Origin of the sequence: Nocardia bovistercoris, from assembly GCF_015674855.1 — a bacterium.
In the GTDB taxonomy this organism is placed as follows: Bacteria; Actinomycetota; Actinomycetes; order Mycobacteriales; family Mycobacteriaceae; genus Nocardia; species Nocardia bovistercoris.
This window is the reverse complement of sequence record NZ_JADMLG010000016.1, coordinates 88,711-103,792: the sequence shown is the minus strand read 5'-3', so window position 1 is coordinate 103,792 and position 15,082 is coordinate 88,711. Positions and strand designations below refer to the sequence as shown.

The following is a 15,082-nucleotide window of genomic DNA, read 5'->3' as shown; positions in this document are numbered from 1 at the left end:
TATCGGTTCGCGGTGTGGGCGGGCCGGACTCCAGCGGTGTAGCGGTGGCGTCGGTTCGCGACACGTGTGGGCGGGACCCGGCCCGCTGACGGGCGGCGCGTTCGGCACTGGCGTGGCGGTGAGCGTGGCGGTCGTAGTGGATGCGCACATCGCCGGAGACGGTCGGTTCCTCGGCGAGCAGGCGTGTGAGCAGGTCCATGTCGTTGCCGTCGAACAGGTCGCGGACCGTGACGCCGTGCGCCGGGGTGTACACGATCTCAACCCGGTCACCCGCGCCGATACTGCCCTCGGTGAGGACCCGCAGGTAGGCGCCGGTGTCGCCGCGCTGGGTGAAACGCTTCACCCACTGCGGCTCACCCGACCAGTGCCCGAACGTCGCGCACGGCACCCGAGGCGCGCTGACCTCGAGCAGGGTGTCGCCGATGGCCCAGCGGGCGCCGAGCACCGCGTCGCTGACCTCGAGACCCTCGATCCGCAGATTCTCGCCGAACCAGCCCGCGGGCAGTTCGCGCCCGAGTTCCGCGCCCCAGCGCCGCGCGTCGTGTTCGGCGTAGGCGTAGACGGCTTGGTCGCGGCCGCCGTGGTGCTCGGTGTTGCAGACGTGGTCGGCGTCGAGGCCGAGGACGCGGACCGGGACGCGGCCCGCGCGCGGACGTTTGTCGATGGCGGTGCGGCCGACCCGGCCCGGCACCTCGAGGTCGGCGTGCACGGTGCACACCGCGAGGACGCGGCCGGTGCTGGTCTCATTCGGTGCCAACGGAATCCCCCTCGTCGCGGTGCGGCCGGGAGGTTCGACGTCGAACCGCGGACCGGTCGGTGGTCATGGCCCGCGCCGCGCCGGGGTCGGACGCGGCGCTCGGCTCGATCAACGTCCCCGTAGCCGGTCGACGGCGACGCGGCCCGCCTGCGGCGTGTCGTCCACCGGAACCGAATCGGGGTCGATGGCGGCCGCGCTCGGGCCCGCGGTGAGCGCCGTATCGGCCGGTACCGAGCGTTTCAGCAGCGCGAGCGCGATGGGGCCGAGCTCGTAGTGGTCGACCACGGTGCCGAGCCTGCCGACGGTGCGTCCGCCCGCGGCGACATCGGTGCCGTGGGTGGGGCGTTCGTCGGCCGAACCGTCGAGGTGCAGCAGCACGAGGTGGCGCGGCGGTTTGCCGAGATTGTGGACGCGGGCCACCGTCTCCTGCCCGCGATAACACCCCTTGTCCAGGTGGACCGCGCCGAATTCGGTGGTCGCGCCGATCCAGCGGGCCTCGTGCGGAATGGTGCGATCGTCGGTGTCGAGTCCGATCCTCGGCCGCAGCGCGGCGACTCGCAACGCCTCGAACGCCCACATGCCCGCGGGTTCGGCGCCCGCCTCGGTGAGCCGCGCCCAGAGCTCCGAAAGCCGCGCGCGCGGGACGATCAGGTCGAAGGAATCCGCGGTCGGCCACGGCATGCGGCGCAGGAATCCGCCGCCCGCCAACGGCACGGCCGCGTAGACGCCGGGCAGTTCGGCAACACCGATGGCATCGGCCACGTCCGCGACGCGCGGGCCGAGCAGGCTGAGCACCGCGTGATCGGCGGCCTCGCGCGGCTGCGCGTCGGCCCAGAAGACCATCTTGGTGAGATAGGCCAGCAGGCCTGCGCCGCGATCGGGTTCGGTGTCGATCCATACCGTCGCGTCGAGGTCGGTGAGGACGAAGTGGTGCAGGACCCGGCCGTTCAGGTCGAGGTCGAGATTCTCCGCCGACCTGCCGTCGCCGAGGTTCGCGATGTGCTGACTGCTGATGGTGTGCAGCCAGCTGAGGCGTTCGCCGCCTGCGATGGACAGCACGAACCGATGCGAGCGGTCGACGATGGCGACCCGCTCGACGGCGGCTTTCTGTTCTCCGAACGGATCACCGTAATGCCACGCCACGGCGGCATCGACCGACCCGGGCGCACCCGGTACGGCCCCCGGAACCGAGAGAAGCGGGCTGGGCGCAACGACCACCGACACGTCATCCACTCTAGGCGTGCCCACCGACATCCGCCGCGAACCCCCTCCAACGCGAGCATTGTCGGTGGTCCGACGCGCGTGTTCCCGACGGTTGTCGCGCTGCCTTCGGGCTGTCGGACCCGCCCCCGCGGTGTCGCCGGTGCGTTCGGGGTGCGTTCGAATCCGCACCGGCGCCGCCGAAGAACGCGGGGTGACTTCACCGGAGATTCGCGGTGGGCGGCGTTCGTGATTGCGGGCAACCGGATTTCTTGTCCGAATTCCCTCGTAGCGGGGGCTGCTTGGCGACGCGGAGAGGCGGACTGGCCTACGCTCTTCGCATGGTAGATCGGGTTCTTGTAACACTCGACGGCACAGTCCGAGATGCGGACGCGCCGTTACTGTTTGCCGACGACATCGGGGTGCTGCGCGGCGATGGCGTATTCGAGACAGTGCTTGTGCGTGGCGGCACCGCGTGTGCTATTGAATTTCATTTAGGGAGACTACGGCGTTCGGCTCAGGCGCTCGACCTACCGGAACCCGAATTGAGCCGTTGGCGCGAAGCGGTGGAGACCGCCGCCAAGGAATGGGGCGCCGAAGACGAGGGCATGATGCGCCTTGTCCTGACCCGAGGCCGCGACTCCGAGTTCACCAGCGGGCGTTCCAGCGTCACCTCGGGTGATCTGGCCGCGGCGGTCCCGGTGCCCACCTCCTTCGTGTCGGTGGTCCCGGTGCCCGAGCGGGTGGCGCAGGCCAGGGTCGATGGCATCAAGGTGGTGAGCCTGTCGCGCGGCATCTCCATCGACCTTGCCCAGGCCGCGCCGTGGCAGTTGCTCGGCGCGAAAACCCTGTCCTACGCCACGAATATGGCGGCGCTGCGGTTCGCGCATCGGATGGGCGCCGACGACGTGATCTTCACCAGCACCGAGAACCGGGTGCTCGAGGGTCCGCGGTCGACGGTGGTGATCGCCAGGGACAAGACGTTCATCACCCCGCCCGCCAAGAACGGCGTGCTGCCCGGCGTCACCCAGCGGGCGCTCTACGTCGAGGCGGAGAAGGCCGGTTGGGAGTGCCGCTACGACCAGCTGTTCACCGCGGATTTGCTGACCTGTGACAGCATCTGGCTGCTTTCGAGTGTCACCCTTGCGGCGCGGGTCAATTCCCTCGACGGTCTGCGGATGATGGCGCCCGACAACAACGAGGAGATCATCGCGCTGGTCGACAAGGGCATCGAGCGGGCGGGGGCCATCGGCGACTGGTGAGTTCGCGGTGCGACCAGCCCCGATTCGGGGTGGGAACGGGGCTTTCGCATCGCACGAACACGGCGCGTCCACCGCGTGGATCGTTGTGTCGGCTAATCGGTGGCATGTCGTGTCCTAAAGCACGTTTTCCGAGGTAGCTTCCGGCGTAAGATCTACTACGACATGTCGTAGACCGTCGGGAGGGTCCCATGAGCGAACGTAGGAACGAACCGGACCGCGGTGAGGCGAGGGCATGAGCGTCCTCGACATCTCCCGCTGGCAATTCGGCATCACGACCGTCTACCACTTCGTCTTCGTACCGCTCACCATCGGACTCGCCCCGGTCGTCGCGGGGATGCAGACCGCATGGGTGATCACGGGCAAGGACCGCTGGTACCGGCTGACGAAATTCTTCGGCAAGCTCTTCCTCATCAATTTCGCGCTCGGCGTCGCCACCGGCATCGTGCAGGAATTCCAGTTCGGGATGAACTGGAGCGAATATTCGCGCTTCGTCGGCGACGTATTCGGCGCGCCACTCGCGCTGGAGGCGCTGGTCGCCTTCTTCCTCGAATCCACATTCCTCGGACTGTGGATATTCGGCTGGACCCGGCTGCCCAAACTGCTGCATCTCGGCGCCATCTGGCTGGTGGCCATCGGCGTGAATGCCAGCGCCTATTTCATCGTCGCCGCGAATTCGTTCATGCAGCATCCGGTCGGCGCCAGATACAACCCCGAACGCGGGCGCGCCGAACTGACCAGCATCTGGGAAGTACTCACCAACAACACCACCCTCGCCGCCTTCCCACACGTGGTCGCGGGCGCGTTCCTGACCTCGGGCACCTTCGTCGCGGGCATCTGCGGCTGGTGGATGGTGCGCAACGCGCGTTCCGGCGACCCGGTCGCGCTCGCCGAGGCGCGCACCGTGTGGCGACCGGGCGGCCGCGCGGGCATGTGGGTGATCCTGGTCGCGGGCATCGCCCTCTTCTTCACCGGCGATGTGCAGGGCAAACTCATGTTCGAACAGCAGCCGATGAAGATGGCGTCGGCGGAATCGCTGTGCCACAGCCGGACCGACCCCGACTTCTCGGTGCTCACCGTCGGCACCCACAACAACTGCGACAGCGTCACCCACGTCATCGAAGTGCCCTATGTGCTGCCGTACCTGGCCGAGGGCCGGTTCACCGACGTGACCCTCGATGGCGTCCAAGACCTGCAGCGCGCCTACATCGAGAAATACGGACCGGGCGACTACCGGCCGAACCTGTTCGTCACCTACTGGTCCTTCCGAGCCATGATCGGCCTGTCCGCGGGGGCGATCCTGCTGTGGCTCGTCGGCACATGGCTCACCAGAGGCGGCAGGGTCACCGACAAACGCTGGTATTCGTGGCTGTGCCTGATCGCGATACCGACGCCGTTCCTCGCCAACAGCGCGGGCTGGGTGTTCACCGAGATGGGCCGCCAGCCGTGGGTGGTCGCGCCCAACCCCACCGGCGACCCGAATCTGCGGCTGCTCGTGCAACAGGGCGTCTCCGACCACGCCTCCGGCACGGTCATCACCTCGCTCGTGGTGTTCACCCTGCTCTACGCCGCGCTCGCGGTGGTGTGGTTCTACCTCATGCGCAGATATGTCATCGAAGGGCCGGAGCAGCCGCCGACCCCGCGCGACGGCACACCCGGCGGGCGCGGCGCCGAAGAATCCGCCGTGGAACAACTCTCGTTCGCGTACTAGGAGCCGAACATGAATCTGCAAGAGTTCTGGTTTCTGCTGATCGGCGTCCTGTTCACCGGCTACTTCGTGCTGGAGGGCTTCGACTTCGGCGTCGGCATGCTGATGCCGATCCTCGGCAAGGGCAGCGACACCCGAAGGCGCGTTGTCCTCAACACCATCGGACCGGTGTGGGACGGCAACGAAGTGTGGTTGCTGACCGCGGGCGGCGCCATGTTCGCGGCCTTCCCCGAGTGGTACGCGAGCCTGTTCTCCGGGTTCTACCTCGCGCTGCTGCTCGTGCTCGTCGCGTTGATCGTGCGCGTGTGCGCGATCGAATACCGCAGCAAGATCGACGATCCGCGCTGGCGCGCCTGGTGCGACGCCGGCATCGGCCTCGGATCCTGGGTGCCCGCACTGGCCTGGGGCTGGGTGTTCGCCAACGTGGTGCACGGTGTCCCGCTGGAGGCCGACAAGAACATCGGCGGCTCGATCGGCGACCTGTTCGGCCCGTACGCGCTGCTCGGCGGACTGACCACCGGACTGCTGTTCGCACTGCACGGCGCGATCTTCGTCACGCTGAAGACCGGCGGCGAGGTGCGCGCCGACGCGGTGCGACTCGCGCGGCTGCTGCTCGCGCCGACCGCGCTGGTCGTCGCCGCGTTCGGCGTCTGGACCCAACTCGCGCACGGCGCGGACTGGACTTGGATCCCGCTGGCCGCCGCCGTACTCGGACTGCTGATCACCGGCGCGGCGGTGCTGCTCGGCCGCGACGGCTGGGCGTTCACCGGAACCACCGTGACCATCGCCGCCGCGACCGTACTGCTGTTCGGGTCGCTGTTCCCGAACGTGCTGCCCTCCACCATCAGCGACGCGTTCAGCCTCACCGTCGACAACGCGTCGTCGACGCCGTACACGTTGAAGGTGATGAGCTGGGCGGCCCTCATCGTCACCCCCGTCGTCCTCGGCTACCAGGGCTGGACGTACTGGGTGTTCCGCAAGCGGCTGACCGTCGAACAGATACCCGCGCCGATCGGGTTGCCGCTGCGGCCGGTCGAGGACTGATTTCCGATGGCACGTCCGCCCCTCGACCCGCGGCTGTGGAAGTACGCGCGCGCCGCACGTCGCTATCTGGTGCTCAGCGTCGGACTGTCGGCGGTGATCACGGTCTGCATCGTGGTCACCGCCGTGGTCCTGGCTCGGGTGCTCGCCGGAGTCGTCACCGATCCGGAGCGTCGGTCCGTCGGCGCGTGGACGGTCGAGATCACGGTCCTTGCCGTCGCCATCGCGGTGCGGGTGCTTGCCACCGGATTCCAGTCGCGGCTTGCGCACCGAGCGGGCGCGGACGTCGTCACCGAACTGGAGACCGCCGTCCTAGTCGCGGGCGCGCGACTCCCGCCGCGCGAACTGGAAACCCGCCGAACCGAACTCGCCGTCGTCATCGGCTCGGGGCTGTCCGGGCTGCGCGCCTACCTCACCGGATACCTGCCCGCGCTGATCCTGGCCTGCCTGGTGCCGCCGATCGTGCTCGTCGTCATCGCCGCACACGACCTCGTCTCCGCCGCGATCGCCGTCCTCACCCTCCCGCTCATCCCGATCTTCATGATCCTCATCGGCCTGCTCACCCGAGGCCGAGCCGAGGAAACCCTCACCGCGACAACGAGACTCTCCGATCAACTACTCGACCTGTTCGCGGGCATGCCGACCCTGCGCGCACTCGGACGCGAAGGCGGCGACCGCACCATGGCGCCCCGCGTCCACGCCCTCGGCGACGCCCTGCGCACCCGAACCATGCGCGCCCTGCGCATCGCGTTCCTGTCCTCGATGGTGCTCGAACTACTCGCCACCCTCAGCGTGGCCCTGATCGCCGTATCCATCGGACTGCGGCTCGTCTACGGCGGCATGGGGCTGTACGCCGGACTGGTCGCCCTGATCCTCGCGCCCGAGGTGTACCTGCCGCTGCGCACGGTCGGGGAACGGTTCCACGCCGCGCAGGACGGAATGGCGGCGGCGGACAAGGCATTCGCGATCCTCGATCCCGTCGGCGACAGGGCGGCGCTCGTGGTGCAGGCGGATGACGGGTCCACGAGCGTCGGCGCCGAGACAGGGAGATCTTCGGTACGTGGTGTTGTGGCGGACAGCGGTGCGGCGAGCGTGGGTGGGGGATCGAGCAGTGGTGTGGTCGCCCGCGCAGTGTCGGTAGACGGGGATCATGTCGATATCGGTGCCGAGGCGGGAAAGCCATCGGTCAGCGGTGGGGCGGCTGTCATGTCGGAGCGGGGTGGGGATCGCGCTGTCCTCGGCCCGGATGCGGCGGAGCCCGTGATCGGTCGTGGCGCAGTGGAGACTTTCGCGATCGCCGGGCCGGAGGCGCAGGACTGCCCGGTCGACGGTCGGGGTGCGGTCGTGGTGATTCGTGACCTGTCGGTCGACACCCGCCGAGGGCACGCGCCCGCAGGTTTGTCGGCGCTGGCCCGACCTGGTGCGGTCACCGTGCTGGCCGGGCCGAACGGCAGCGGCAAATCGACCGCGCTGCAAGCGATTCTCGGACTCGTGGCGCCGGATCGGGGCGCGGTGCTGGTCGACGGTGTCGATGTGCGCGAACTGGATACCGAGGCGTGGTGGGCGCGGCTGGCCTGGCTGCCGCAACGGCCGGTCCTCGTGCCGGGAACCCTGCGCGAGAACCTCGAACTCTTCGGCGCGCACACCGGTGCTCGCGCTCTCGATACCGCCTGCGCGGAAACGGGATTCGACGCCGTCCTGGACGAACTGCCGGACCGCTGGGAGACCGTCGTCGGCCTCGGCGGCCACGGACTCTCCCTCGGCCAACGCCAACGCCTCGCCCTCGCCCGAGTCCTCGCCTCCGCTCGCCCGACCCTGCTCCTCGACGAACCCACCGCCCACCTCGACGCCGACAGCGAAGCCGAAGTCCTCACCGCCCTGCGCGACCACGCGGCTCGAGGTGCGACGGTGATCGTCGTCGGCCACCGCCCCACCGTCCTCGCCGCCGCCGACCACATCGTGCACGTTCGGGCGAGCCTCGGAATCGAGGTGGGGCAATGAGCGTTCGAATCACGCTGTGTCCGTTCGGAAATGGACGGCGGTTCGACACCGTCACTCCTGTTCGTGCGGGGTGGTCGGTGCCGACGCCGCGCCATGGTGCGGCAGCGGGCGGTGGACCGATGGCTGCTGCGGTAGGCGGTCGGAAATGATTCCGCCGACGGCTCGGATCCGCAAGGGCCCCGGCATTCGCGGCGTACGGACCGCGGGCTCGGTGGTGCGAGACCTGCGCGGAATGTGGCAACTGCTGTCCCTGTCACCGTGGCGAGTGCTGGCCGCGATCGGGTGGGGGGCAGTGGCGCTGGGCAGTGCGCTGGCCTTGGCGGCGTTGTCGGCGTGGCTGATCGCGCGAGCGTGGCAGATGCCACCGGTGCTCGACCTCAGTGTGGCCGTGGTCGCGGTCCGCGCGTTGGGGATCTCGCGTGGAGTCGCGCGGTACCTGGAAAGACTCGCCACCCATGATGTCGCGCTGCGCTCGATGACGATCGCTCGGACGACGGTGTACCGCACGGTGGCGCGGTCGGACATGTGGCTGCGGCATCGGGAGACGAAAGACGCGGAACCCAGCGCTGCGGGATCGGTCGACGGCGGACCGTTGAGCCGCAGTGGGAGCGATGTCGATGACCGCGCGGCCGTAGAGCCAGGTTTCGCCGGTGCGGAACAGTCGGGCCGCGCGAGTTTCGGGCCGGGCCCCGACGGTGTGCGGCGGTACACCGCTACTGGGGAGCCGGATTTCGGCGGGGCCGAGCGATCCGGCCGCGATGGTGTCGAGTCGGGTTTCGATGGCTCCGCGCAAGTAGGTGCGGCGGTGCGGCGCGGGGATCTGCTGGTTCGGATCGGTGCGGATATCGATGATCTCGGCGCGGTGGTGGTTCGGGTGTTCGTGCCGGTTGCCGTCGCGGTGATTCTCTCGACCGCCGCGACGGTGCTGTTGGCGACGATATCGCCCGCGGCGGCGGTGATTCTGGCTGTCGCGTTGCTGGTCGCGGGTGTGGTCGCGCCGTTGGTTTCGGCGCGGGCGGCGCGCGACGCCGAGACGGCGGTGCGCACGGATCGCGCGGAGTTCACCGCGCGTGCGCTCACCGTGCTCGATCATGCCGCCGAACTGCGGGTCGCGGGGAAGCTCGACGATGCCGTGCGGTCGGCGGGTGCGGCGGGTCGGCGTGCGGTCGCCGCCGAGGACTCGGCCGCTTCGCGCGGCGCGTTGGCGGTCGCGATGACCCCCGCGTCGATCGGGGTCACGGTGCTGGCGGCACTGCTCATCGGCATCACCGTCTACGGTCCCGACGGCGGCGCTCCCGCGGCGATGACCCCGATGGCGCTGACCATCCTCGTCCTGCTGCCACTGTCGGCCTTCGAAGCGGTAGGACCGCTACCGGTCGCCGCCCGAACCCTGACCACCGCCCGCGCCGCCTACCACCGCCTGATCGCGCACTCGCCGACCGGTATCGAGCACTCCGCCTCCGGCCGTGAGTCGCGTCACCACGAACGCCGCGGTCGCCGCCGCCATGGCCGACCGGTCGACCATGGCCGATCGGTCGACGAACTCGCTGCGGGGAGCGCTCTCGACCGGGATCCGTCCCGATCCGGCCATGCCGTTCCGCCGGGACAGCACATCGCGCGCGGGCCGGTCGGCAGGATCGACGGGGGGCAACGACTCGGCGCATCCGATCACAAGCTCGCGACACCCACCGCGCACGCCGGTGTGGTTCCGACTCCGGGCGTCGCAGCCGAGGTGGTGGCTGTGCCGGGTGCGGCAGCCGAGGTGGTGCCTGTGCCCCGGCTCGTGCGCGGATTTCCTCCGCTTCCGAAAAGCAGGCGGATCGCGGTGGTCGGTCCGAGCGGTGCGGGGAAGACGACGTTGCTCATGCATTGGGCCGGACTGTTCGGATCGCCGGCGCCCGATACGACCTTCTTCGCCGAGGACGCGCACCTGTTCGGCACTTCGGTGCTGGAGAACCTGCGCGTGGCGCGCGGGGACCTGACCGAGGCGGAGGGGGAGAAGGCGCTGCGGGCGGTGGGGCTTGGGGATTGGCTCGACGCTCTTCCGAACGGTATGGACACCGATCTGGTCGGCGGCGCCGCGGCGGTTTCGGGTGGTCAGCGCCGCCGTATCCTGCTGGCCCGCGCGCTCGTCGCCCCCGCGCGCACGCTGCTGCTCGACGAACCCACCGAACATCTCGAAGCCGAAGCGGGCGCCCGACTCCTGCGGGACCTGCTCGACCCGACGGGCGGCTTGGTGGAACCGGACCGCACCGTGGTCGTGGTCACCCACCAACTCCCCGAGGACCATCACGCCGACCTGGTCGTCCACCTCGACGCCGAGGGCGACGTCACCGTGCGGACGCACCGGATTCCACCCACCGAATAATCCGTTGCACGTCCACCCCCGCCTTCGCTAACCTCGTCGGTACACAAGGAAGGAGGTGGTTCGAAGAATGGTAGTTCAACGGACATGTGAGGTGGCTGTCCGCTAGCGACAGCTGCAAGGTGGATTCCGCCGCGCGAGCGCCAGCGAATCCAAAACAGCCACCCGACCCCCGAGCCCCCGGTCTTGTCCGACCGGGCCCGTGCAGGTTCACCCCGCACCGGAAAGCTCGGGGGTCGTTCCGTTCCGGCACGGATTTTCCTTTGTATATGAACCGCCGCGACGACGTTAGGCTTGTACGTGTACGAACTGGATCCGGCGTCGAATCGGTATGTGCCGGTGGGAATTTTTCACGATCGGCTGAAGGTCGGTGTGCCGTTTTCCATCGATATCGATCTGACCGCGATCGGTCGCCGGGGATAGGGCTGGGTCCACCGGACGTGGCGCAGGCGGATCAGCCGATGTAGCGCTGGAGGCGGGCGGAGAGGCGGGGTTCGAGGGGGCCGTCGGCTACTACGCGTTCCTCGACGTAGGCGAGGTCGCCGCCTTCGACGATGCCGTAGAGGCGTTTGGCGCCGCCGACGACGATGCCGGACTGGGATCGGATGACCACGTCGGTGGCGAGTTCCCAGGAGGACTGGGTGAGGGCGGTCCCGTAGAACAGTTCGACGATGCCGGTGCTGTGGGTGAGCAGCAGTTCGATGACCTCGTCGTCGCCGTCGACGCCGACTCGCCAGAAGCCGCTTTCGCGCAGGTCGGGTCCGCCGTACGCGCCGTCGGGTTCGATGACCCAGGAGCGTGACTCCCAGGCGAGGTAGTCGCCGCCGTCGTGGGAGACCACGATCTGCTGGCCGAAGTGGTAGTCGCCGCGTTCCGGGTCGTTGCCTTCGCCTTCGCCGCGCCACACCCCGACCATGGGCAGCAGCGCGAGCATGGCGGCGCTCAGATCCGGCCCGAGCCGCAGGTTGGCGGTGTCTTCGGGCAGCGGAAGGTTCGGCAGGACCGGTATGTTCCGGATGCCGGTCGATTTCGCGCGCTCGGCGGCTTCGGCTACCGCTTCGTCACCACTGCGACGAGCGGGATGCGCACCGCCGCCGTTCGTGCCGCCGCCGTTCGTGCCGTTGCCGTTCGTGTGTTCACTCGCTCGCTCGGCCGGATTGGAACCTTCGCTCGCGAGATCACTCATGATTCGGTGAACAGGCGGTAGAAGACGTACAGCCCGAACCATCCGATGAGGATGGCGACGGCCACCAGCAGAATCTCGAAGAAGAGGACCACATTCGGAGTCTAACGACTTGCGCGCCGTCCGACACAACGGCCCCGGTGCTTCCTCGCGAAGAGGAGGCTACCGGGGCCGTTGTGTCGGACGGCGCCGTGCGGCGCTTACTTGGCGACCGCGACGTCCACGCTGTGGATGCCCGCGCCCTCGGGGCGGACCTCGGCGGAGCCGTTGCCCGACGAGGACAGCGCGCGCACGGTCCACGCGCCGGGGGCGGCGAAGAAGCGGAAGTCACCGGTGCCGGAGGCGACGACCTCGGCGGTGAAATCACCCTTGCCGTCGAGCAGTCGCACGAAGGCGCCGCCGACGGGCTGGCCGTCGGTGCTCAGGACACGGCCGGTGATGACCGTCTCCTTCTCCACGTCGACGCCCGCGGGGATGGTCTGACCCTGGGTGGGTGCTGCGCACATGTGATTACTCTCCCAACTCGATCGGGGCTCCGACGAGGGAGCCGTATTCGGTCCAGCTACCGTCGTAGTTCTTGACGTTCTGGTGTCCGAGCAGTTCCTGGAGCACGAACCAGGTGTGCGAGGAACGCTCACCGATCCGGCAGTAGGCGATGGTCTCCTTCTCGCCGTCCAGGCCCGCTTCTTTGTAGATCTCGGTGAGTTCGGCGTCGGACTTGAAGGTGCCGTCCTCGTTGGCGGCCTTGCTCCACGGCACGTTGATGGCGCTGGGGATGTGGCCGGGACGCTGGCTCTGCTCCTGCGGCAGGTGCGCGGGAGCGAGGATCTTGCCGGAGAACTCGTCGGGGGACCGCACGTCGACCAGGTTCTTGGTGCCGATGGCGGCGATGACCTCGTCGCGGAAGGCGCGGATGGACAGGTCGGGCGCCGCGGCCTTGTACTGGGTCGCGGGGCGGCTCACGGCGTCGGCCGACAGCGGGCGTCCGTCGAGTTCCCACTTCTTGCGGCCACCGTCGAGGAGCTTGACGTCGGTGTGGCCGTAGAGCTTGAAGTACCAGTACGCGTAGGCCGCGAACCAGTTGTTGTTTCCGCCGTACAGCACGACCTGGTCGTCGTTGGAGATGCCACGGGCCGACAGCAGGTCCGAGAACTGCTCCTGGTTGACGAAGTCGCGACGAACCTGATCCTGGAGGTCTTTCTTCCAGTCGAGCCGGACGGCGCCCTCGATATGTCCACCGTCGTAGGCAGAGGTGTCCTCGTCGACCTCGACGAAGACGACGCCGGGGGCGTTGAGGTTCTCTTCGGCCCAGTCGACGGAGACCAGGACATCGGAGCGAGCCATGTTGTTCCTTTCGGGGGGTGACTTGCGGGGATCAGTTCGGTGCCGGAGCTTCGGCGGGTGCGCTCCGGCGCAGCCGGGCTGCCAGCGGATAGATCCGGCAGCCGAGGCAGATCCCGAACGCCGCGTTCAGGAACGCCGCGAACAGGGCGAAGCCGGCGAAGATCGCGCCGACGACGGTGGAGCCCGCCAGGAATCCCAGCAGGCCGACGGCGCTGAAGATCAGGCCGAGCAATTGGGCGAACCGCAGCGGCGCCGTCGGTTCGGTTTCGACGGTCGGGCCGACGCGCGGCGCGACGAGCGCGGCGAAGATCCGGCCGTAGGGGTGCCGCCGCGGGCCGAGCCACGCGCCGATGGCGAAGACCACGCCCTGGGCGGCGATGAGGACGGCGGCGAGGATCGGGGAGACGACCGCGGCGAGCAGCACGATCACGAGTACGACGGTGGTGACCCAGGCCGCGAAACGGGGGCCGCGCACGTCGACGGGGGCCAAAGGGTCGGGGCGCCTCGTTGTGTTTACGGAATCTGACGACATCGGGGATTCTCCTGCGCTGAACATCTCGGATGGCGGGATTTGCCGATTCACCGGGGGATCGAAGATCTCTCGCGCGGTGAACGCGGGGCCGGCGTCAGGACAGCGACGACCGACCGGTCAGCGGCACAGGCAGCAACAACCACCGAGGCGGCACAGATCAACTGTGCGGCGTCGGGTGAGCATCAGCTCGTGGTCGGATTGCACGCCAGACACTTTACCCAATAACGCCGAACAATTTGACCCGGATCGCCCAGTTCGCCTATCAGTGCACGTCAGGCAGGGTGCTCGACCGTCAAGGGGGCGAGCGCGGTGCGCAGATCGCCCGCTTTGGGCACGCCGGAGATGCGGAATCGCTCGCGGCCGAGGGCGTCGAAGACGAACGTGGTCGGCAGCGAAAGCACGTTCAGCGCGCGCGCCAGTGCGGGTTCGGCGTCGATGTCGACTTCGATATCCCTTGGCGGCAGCGAGGTTTCGGACAGCTCCTCGGTGACGCCCGCAACCACTCGGCGTACCGCGGCGCACGGCCCGCACCAGTCGGCGGAGAAGTGCAGCACGGCCGGGACCGAGCCGGTGATTCCTGCGGTGGCGAGCAGTTCGGCGCGCGCGGCGGGGTGCTCATCGGCTTTCGCGGCGGCGCGCACGGCGCCTTCGCGTCCGCGCAGCGCCAAGCCGAGCGCGGTGGCTGTGATGAGAATCACCGCGAGGATTGTGATGGGAATCATGGTCTCTGCAATCTGTCCAGATCGATCGTCACGTTCTCGCCCTTCCCCTCGACCTGGATCTGGCCGCCGAGGGCGAACACCTTGGTCGGTTGGATACCGAAGGGAAGTTCCTTGGTATCGATGATGCGCGAGAACATGGCGAGCACGGCGGGCCGGTCCACCTCGGGCACCTCCATGGTCGAGGTCGGCAGATCGGGTCCGGTGCCTCGGTAGAAACCGGTCGCGGTGATCTCCACCTGCGTGCCGACCAGGCGCAACTCGGCCTGCACGCTCACCTTGTCGCCGGACAGCTGCGCGCCGTTGCCGCCGGGTTTGGTCACCGTGCCGGGCAGCGTGCCGGTGAGGATCAGGCCGTCGGTGGTGGTGGTCATGCCGGAGCCGCCGGAGCCGCCGGTGCCGTCGGACTTGTCGGCGGGGCGCGAGTGCACCTGCAGATCCGGGATGTTGAACATGCGCCCGAGCTCAACCGGTTCGATCACCATTCGCGCGTCCAGCTTCTCCACCGGCACCCGCCGCACGTTCCCGTCGGACAGGTCGCGGAACGGCAGCCGCACGCCGGTCAGGTTGGCCTCGACGTAGATCTGCCCCGAGATGTCGGGCCGCACCACCTGCGCCCGGATCCCGACGCTCTGGTAGCGACCTTCCAGCGCCTGCCCGAGGAACGGGAAACCGTGGATGGTGACCTCGGGGTCGGCGCTGAGATCGGCCCCGACCCGCAGCGCCCGCGACACGCGATACTCCGAATACGCCGCGGCGCCGAAATCGATGACGACGGCCATTCCCGCGAGTATCAGCAACCCGATGATCAGCTTGCGCATGCCGGAAACAGTACTTGGCGGCGTGTTTCGGGTACTCGTGGTCTCGTTACGGGCACCGCTGTCACCCGGATGGCGAGGTCATCGGCCCGCACGCGCTAATCTTGCATCCGAATTACCGTGATCAGCGACGTGGCCAAGCAGTGTTGCTGTGT

At 68.6% G+C, this 15,082-nt stretch carries 12 protein-coding genes and 1 pseudogene; 5 read left to right on the top strand and 8 right to left on the bottom strand.

The window, feature by feature from the left end; genetic code table 11:
• Positions 1-55: 55 nt before the first annotated feature.
• Both IT779_RS38230 and ygfZ read right to left on the bottom strand, forming a co-directional pair.
• Positions 56-757, bottom strand: a pseudogene (locus IT779_RS38230) (MOSC domain-containing protein); the annotation flags it as partial.
• Positions 758-865: 108 nt separating this feature from the next.
• Positions 866-2,011, bottom strand: coding sequence for a CAF17-like 4Fe-4S cluster assembly/insertion protein YgfZ (ygfZ, locus tag IT779_RS30465; RefSeq protein ID WP_196152908.1), 1,146 nt, complete (start codon positions 2,009-2,011; stop codon positions 866-868).
• 287 nt (positions 2,012-2,298) lie between these two features.
• On the opposite strand from ygfZ, the gene IT779_RS30460 reads away from it, so the two are divergent.
• The 5 genes from IT779_RS30460 to IT779_RS38225 all read left to right on the top strand — a co-directional run bounded on the left by IT779_RS30460 (position 2,299) and on the right by IT779_RS38225 (position 10,334).
• Complete coding sequence (locus tag IT779_RS30460; RefSeq protein ID WP_196152907.1) at positions 2,299-3,219, top strand: aminodeoxychorismate lyase; 921 nt, start codon at positions 2,299-2,301, stop codon at positions 3,217-3,219.
• A 232-nt stretch (positions 3,220-3,451) separates the two neighbouring features.
• Complete coding sequence (locus IT779_RS30455; RefSeq protein WP_196152906.1) at positions 3,452-4,927, top strand: cytochrome ubiquinol oxidase subunit I; 1,476 nt, start codon at positions 3,452-3,454, stop codon at positions 4,925-4,927.
• Between the two features lie 9 nt (positions 4,928-4,936).
• A complete protein-coding gene (cydB, locus tag IT779_RS30450) occupies positions 4,937-5,968 on the top strand; it encodes a cytochrome d ubiquinol oxidase subunit II (protein WP_196152905.1) in 1,032 nt (343 codons plus the stop codon).
• Between the two features lie 6 nt (positions 5,969-5,974).
• The gene (locus IT779_RS30445) at positions 5,975-7,966 is read left to right on the top strand and encodes an ABC transporter ATP-binding protein/permease (RefSeq protein WP_196152904.1); all 1,992 of its coding nucleotides are present in this window, start codon (positions 5,975-5,977) and stop codon (positions 7,964-7,966) included.
• 232 nt (positions 7,967-8,198) lie between these two features.
• Positions 8,199-10,334: an ATP-binding cassette domain-containing protein gene (locus IT779_RS38225; RefSeq protein WP_232542270.1), complete on the top strand. Its 2,136-nt coding sequence runs from the start codon at positions 8,199-8,201 to the stop codon at positions 10,332-10,334.
• 451 nt (positions 10,335-10,785) lie between these two features.
• On the opposite strand, the gene IT779_RS30430 is transcribed toward IT779_RS38225, so the two are convergent.
• The 6 genes from IT779_RS30430 to IT779_RS30405 all read right to left on the bottom strand — a co-directional run bounded on the left by IT779_RS30430 (position 10,786) and on the right by IT779_RS30405 (position 14,930).
• On the bottom strand, positions 10,786-11,517 hold the full coding sequence (locus IT779_RS30430) for an FABP family protein (protein ID WP_196152903.1): 732 nt from the start codon (positions 11,515-11,517) through the stop codon (positions 10,786-10,788).
• A gap of 197 nt (positions 11,518-11,714) precedes the next feature.
• Positions 11,715-12,020: a DUF1416 domain-containing protein gene (locus IT779_RS30425; protein WP_196152902.1), complete on the bottom strand. Its 306-nt coding sequence runs from the start codon at positions 12,018-12,020 to the stop codon at positions 11,715-11,717.
• Between the two features lie 4 nt (positions 12,021-12,024).
• Positions 12,025-12,858 (bottom strand): sulfurtransferase, encoded by an 834-nt coding sequence (locus IT779_RS30420; protein WP_196152901.1) that lies wholly within the window; start codon positions 12,856-12,858, stop codon positions 12,025-12,027.
• Between the two features lie 31 nt (positions 12,859-12,889).
• Positions 12,890-13,390 carry a DUF4395 domain-containing protein gene (locus IT779_RS30415; RefSeq protein WP_196152900.1) on the bottom strand — a complete coding sequence of 167 codons (501 nt, stop codon included), beginning with the start codon at positions 13,388-13,390 and terminating at the stop codon, positions 12,890-12,892.
• A 272-nt stretch (positions 13,391-13,662) separates the two neighbouring features.
• Entirely contained in the window at positions 13,663-14,112 is a 450-nt protein-coding gene (locus tag IT779_RS30410) for a thioredoxin family protein (protein ID WP_196152899.1), read from the bottom strand.
• Complete coding sequence (locus IT779_RS30405) at positions 14,109-14,930, bottom strand: LmeA family phospholipid-binding protein (protein WP_196152898.1); 822 nt, start codon at positions 14,928-14,930, stop codon at positions 14,109-14,111. Before IT779_RS30405 ends, IT779_RS30410 begins: the two co-directional genes overlap by 4 nt.
• Positions 14,931-15,082: the final 152 nt, after the last annotated feature.